This window comes from Streptomyces sp. NPDC059455, assembly GCF_042750115.1.
GTDB lineage: Bacteria > Actinomycetota > Actinomycetes > Streptomycetales > Streptomycetaceae > Streptomyces > Streptomyces endocoffeicus.
In genome coordinates this window covers 1-4,993 of sequence record NZ_JBHYVB010000326.1, presented here as the reverse complement: position 1 = coordinate 4,993, position 4,993 = coordinate 1, and the positions used below count along the sequence as shown (strand labels likewise).

The window sequence follows — 4,993 nt, the reverse complement described above, 5'->3', positions numbered from 1 at the left end:
ACACCACCCCACACCCGCCGCGCCCGCGGCCGCGCCCCCCGCCCCCCCCGTTTCGTATGCGGCGCCGTTTCGTTTTCGTACGCGGCGCCGTTTCGTTCGTGTGTAACGCCGTCGCCTGCGCGTAACGCCGTTGTACACAATCGGCGGGCTCTCAGCCCCGGATCCGTACGGGTTCAGACCCTGATCTGCACCGCGCGGGAGAGCCGGTCGTGCAGCCCGCGGGTGTCGCGGTCCCAGACCACCGCCGGGATGACCAGCACCAGCAGCACACTGCGCAGCACGGCCCGCGGCAGGCTCAGCCGCACCCCGCCCTCGCCGACGACCCGCAGCTTCAGCAGCAGCTTGCCGGGGGTGGCGCCGACGGTGCCCACGGTGACCAGGCTCAGCACCAGGAAGACCAGCAGCGCCCAGTTCCCGGCGACCTGGGCGTTACGGCCGGACAGCAGCGCGTAGGAGACGAGCAGGCACAGGCCCCAGTCGATGAAGAGCGCCCCGAAACGGCGTCCCAGCGGCGCGATGGAGCCCGGTCCGCTCTCGGGAAGACCGAGGCCCTGGCCCCGGTAGCCGAAGTCGACGCCCATCTCCTCGGCCGCCGCGCGGGGCCCGGAAAGCCACGATCCGATTGCTTGCCTCTTGTCCACCCGTCTACGTTACTGCGACCGGGTACGTTCCCCCGGCCGGACCCCTTCCCAGCGGTTCCCAGGGACCCCGTACGGCGCCTTTTCCGAGGCCACGAGGTCCCCGGGAGCACCCTCGAGCCGGTTAACCTGGGTGAAACAAATGGGTCATGCCCGGGAAATCCCGTCTGCCTATGGTCGGCGAGAGCGCGCCACCGCACATGGAATCGCGCCACCGGACATATCCCCGTCCCACCGCGGCCGGGCTAGGAGGAGTTGGATGTTCCAGAACGCCGACGACGCTCGGAAGTTCATCTCGGACGAGGACGTGAAGTTCGTCGACGTCCGTTTCTGTGACCTTCCCGGCGTCATGCAGCACTTCACCGTACCGGCGGAGGCGTTCGACCCGAACGAGGAGCTGGCCTTCGACGGCTCGTCGATCCGCGGCTTCCAGGCGATCCACGAGTCGGACATGGCCCTGCGTGCCGACCTCTCCACGGCGCGTGTCGACCCGTTCCGCCGGGACAAGACCCTCAACATCAACTTCTTCATCCACGACCCGATCACGGGCGAGCAGTACAGCCGCGACCCGCGGAACATCGCCAAGAAGGCCGAGGCGTACCTCGCCTCCACCGGCGTCGCGGACACCGCGTACTTCGGCCCGGAGGCGGAGTTCTACGTCTTCGACAGCGTGCGCTTCGACACCAAGGCGAACGAGTCCTTCTACCACATCGACTCCGAGGCGGGCGCCTGGAACACCGGTGCGCTGCAGGACAACCGTGGCTACAAGGTGCGCTACAAGGGCGGCTACTTCCCGACCCCGCCGGTCGACCACTTCGCCGATCTGCGCGCCGAGATCAGCCTCGAGCTGAACAAGGCCGGTCTCCAGGTCGAGCGCCAGCACCACGAGGTGGGCACCGCCGGTCAGGCCGAGATCAACTACAAGTTCAACACGCTGCTGGCCGCGGCCGACGACCTGATGCTGTTCAAGTACATCGTCAAGAACGTGGCGTGGAAGAACGGCAAGACCGCGACCTTCATGCCGAAGCCGATCTTCGGTGACAACGGCTCGGGCATGCACGTCCACCAGTCGCTGTGGCAGGGCGGCTCCCCGCTCTTCTACGACGAGCAGGGCTACGCGGGCCTGTCGGACACCGCCCGCTACTACATCGGCGGCATCCTCAAGCACGCCCCGTCGCTGCTGGCCTTCACCAACCCGACGGTGAACTCCTACCACCGCCTGGTCCCGGGCTTCGAGGCGCCGGTCAACCTGGTGTACTCGCAGCGTAACCGCTCCGCCGCGATGCGTATCCCGATCACCGGCTCCAACCCGAAGGCCAAGCGCGTCGAGTTCCGCGCCCCGGACTCCTCGGGCAACCCGTACCTGGCCTTCTCCGCCCTGCTCCTCGCGGGTCTGGACGGCATCAAGAACAAGATCGAGCCGGCCGAGCCGATCGACAAGGACCTCTACGAGCTCGCCCCCGAGGAGCACGCGGGCGTCCCGCAGGTCCCGACCTCCCTGCCGGCCGTCCTCGACTCCCTCGAGTCCGACCACGAGTTCCTCCTCCAGGGCGGTGTCTTCACCTCCGACCTGATCGAGACCTGGATCGACTACAAGCGCACCAACGAGATCGCCCCGCTGCAGCTGCGTCCGCACCCGCACGAGTTCGAGCTCTACTTCGACGTGTGAGCCGTGCGCGCTCCGCGCTCTGTGAGCCCTTCCGGCTCCGGCCGAGCCCCCGCCACCGCCCCGATGGGCGGCGACGGGGGCTCGGTGGTGTGTGGCTGGGTCAGGCCGGGTTGACGGTCTGGGTGTCGGTGCCGGAGGACGGCAGGAAGCTGGTGTCGCCGTTGTAGAGGGCGACCACCGGGTTGGTGCCGACGCCCAGGGTGCTGAGGGACAGCGTCGCGACGCCCCCCGACAGTGGCTGGACGAAGGCGCCGCCGCCGGAGCCGCCGATGATGAAGGTGACCGTCCCGGTCGGGACGCCCGCTCCGGGCGCGACCGGGGTGACGTTGGCGGTGAAGGTCACCGACTGTCCCAGCGTCGAGGGGTCCGGCGTCGAGGACACCGATGTGGTGGTGGCCGCCTGGATGACGAGGATGACGTTGGCGCCGGTGGACGGGGAGAAGTTGGTGTCACCGTTGTAGTTGCCGAGGACGGCGTGGGCGCCGACGCTCAGGTTGGGGACGGTGACCGAGGTCGTCCCGCCCGACAGGGTCCCGGTCAGGGTGGGGCCACCGGTGATGACGAAGGTGACGTTGCCGGTGGGGGTTCCGGTCCCGAGCGGGATCACGGTGGCGGTGAGCGTGACCGACTGGCCGAAGGTGGCGGGGTTGGGTGAGACCGTGACCAGGGTGATCGTGGGCGTAGCCATGGGTGGCCCTCCAAGTGGTGTGGGGTGGTGGGCCGTTACTCGCCGCGCGTGCGGGAACGAGGCGCGGCGGCGCATCGGCGGTCAGGGGGTGCGCGCATACGGCGATCCACGCGGGGGCATCCCGCGTCGCCGTCCCCCGGCAGATGTGGAACCCACCGGTCTGTAGCACCAGTAGGCGCGCGACTCGCCGTCGCCCGCCAGGGATGTGCCGCCGAATTACCCCGGATAGCGCAGCGCTCGGCGGCCTTCCCCGCGCACACCATCCGCCCCGTGCGGCGCGCGTTCCCCGTGGTCAGGGCACCGCGTACGCACCGCGCACAGGGCGGGTGCCGGGTTGCCCCCGTGCCGTCGGGTCGGCGCGGGGGTCAGCCGTCGCCGAAGCCGCCCCCGAAGCCACCGCCGTCGCCGAAACCGCCGTCGCCGAAGCCACCACCGAAACCGCCGCCGTCGAAGCCACCGCCGGAGTCGCCACCGTCCCCGCCGTCCCCGCCGTCGCCGAAGCCACCGTCGAACGCACCGTTCCCGTAGTCGGGGCCGAGGGACCCGCCCAGCAGCGTGCCGACCAGCAGCCCGGGCAGCAGCATCGAGCCGTAGCCGCCGAAGTAGCCGCTCGCCCAGGGCCCGTAGGCCGGACCGGCGTCCCAGTACGGGCGGCGCCGGTCGCCGCCGACCGGGACGGTGCGGGCGTCCGGGTAACGGCCGTCGTCGATACGGGTGGCGTCCGCGGCGCAGGCGGGTACGGAGCGCTGGGTGCCGCCCGGGGGTGCCCACGGGACGTCCCGGGCCGAGGGGCCGTGGCGCGGGTCGAAGAAGCACGGAGGGCGCCGCTGGGGCAGCGGGCCGCCCTCGCGGCGGGCTTCGAGGACCGCCAGCGCGAAGCGGCCCTCCTCCAGCGCCTCGGTCACCGGCCGTACGTCCCCGGGCCGCCGGGCGGCGGCCGACCTGGCCTTCGCCTCCTCGTAGGCGTCCAGGGCGCGGCCGTAGTCGTCCGCCATCTCGGGGGTGGACGCCGGGTCGGCGGGGTCGAAGCGGGTCCCGGTGAGCTTCTCGCCGTACGCGGTGATGTCCTCCTCGACCGCGCCGCGCACCTGCTCCAGCTCGGCCCGCTCGCGCTCGCGGCGCTGCTTGCGGGTGCGCCGCGCCATGTACAGGCCGGTTCCGCCGACGACGGCCAGGACGATCAGCACCGCCACCGCGTCCCCCACCGACAGGCTGGTGGAACCCCGCGCGCCCTGGTCGCCGTCGCTCCCCTGGCCGGTCCGGTCGTGGATCGCGGTGGCCGTGTCGGTCACGAAGCCGTTCAGGACCGCGGCGAGGTCATGCGGGTGCTGCCGCAGGTTCCGCTCCGCCAGCGCCCGCGAGGTGCGTCCGGGCAGCACCGAGGTGTCGGAGGCCGCCCCGAAGGAGGAGCCGAGTGCCACCGCGTACACGCCGGGGCGGTCGACGGCGGCGCGCAGCCGCCCGAAGACGCGCTCTCCGCCGTACGCGGGGTTGTCCGGCAGCACGGCCACGTAGACCGGCACATCGGCCTTGCGGATGTGTGCCACCAGGGCGCGGGCCTGTCCGGCGCTCAGGGCGTCGGAGGCGCCGGGATCGACGTACACGGGGCTGCTGCGCAGCGCCTTGCCGATCTTGTTCACATCCGTTTCGGCATGGGCGCCCCCGGCGGTGAGCAGCACCGCCGTCAGGGCGACGAGGACGGCCAGCAGGAGCGTGCCCCATCGTGGCGTCTTGCCGGACACACTTCGCATTTACCCGCATAGGGGGCAGATATGCGCCGGGATGTTCCTCGGCGCCGTCATGGCTGGGCCCGTGCTCGCATGGCTGGGCCCGTGCTCGCATGGCTGCGCCCGTGCTCGCATGGCTGGGCCCCGCCACCGCCCCTCTCGGGCAGTGGCGGGGCTCAGTGCTGTGCGATCAGGCCGTGACCGTGGCCGTGGCCTACGGGGTGTCCGGCGGACCACGCGGCGGAGCCGCATATCGACGCTTTCCCCTCCC

4 protein-coding genes are annotated in these 4,993 nt (G+C 71.4%); 1 reads left to right on the top strand and 3 read right to left on the bottom strand.

What is annotated here, in order from left to right:
* Nucleotides 1-173: 173 nt before the first annotated feature.
* Complete coding sequence (locus ACFXB5_RS50950) at nt 174-641, bottom strand: RDD family protein (RefSeq protein ID WP_385222257.1); 468 nt, start codon at nt 639-641, stop codon at nt 174-176.
* 256 nt (nt 642-897) lie between these two features.
* Here ACFXB5_RS50950 and glnA point away from each other — a divergent pair, with 256 nt between their 5' ends.
* Nucleotides 898-2,307, top strand: coding sequence for a type I glutamate--ammonia ligase (glnA, locus tag ACFXB5_RS50945; protein WP_385222254.1), 1,410 nt, complete (start codon nt 898-900; stop codon nt 2,305-2,307).
* A gap of 100 nt (nt 2,308-2,407) precedes the next feature.
* Here the strand turns inward: glnA and ACFXB5_RS50940 are convergent, their stop codons facing one another.
* Nucleotides 2,408-2,995: an Ig-like domain-containing protein gene (locus ACFXB5_RS50940; protein ID WP_385222251.1), complete on the bottom strand. Its 588-nt coding sequence runs from the start codon at nt 2,993-2,995 to the stop codon at nt 2,408-2,410.
* A 365-nt stretch (nt 2,996-3,360) separates the two neighbouring features.
* Nucleotides 3,361-4,746, bottom strand: coding sequence for a hypothetical protein (locus tag ACFXB5_RS50935; RefSeq protein ID WP_385222248.1), 1,386 nt, complete (start codon nt 4,744-4,746; stop codon nt 3,361-3,363).
* Between the last annotated feature and the right edge of the window lie 247 nt (nt 4,747-4,993).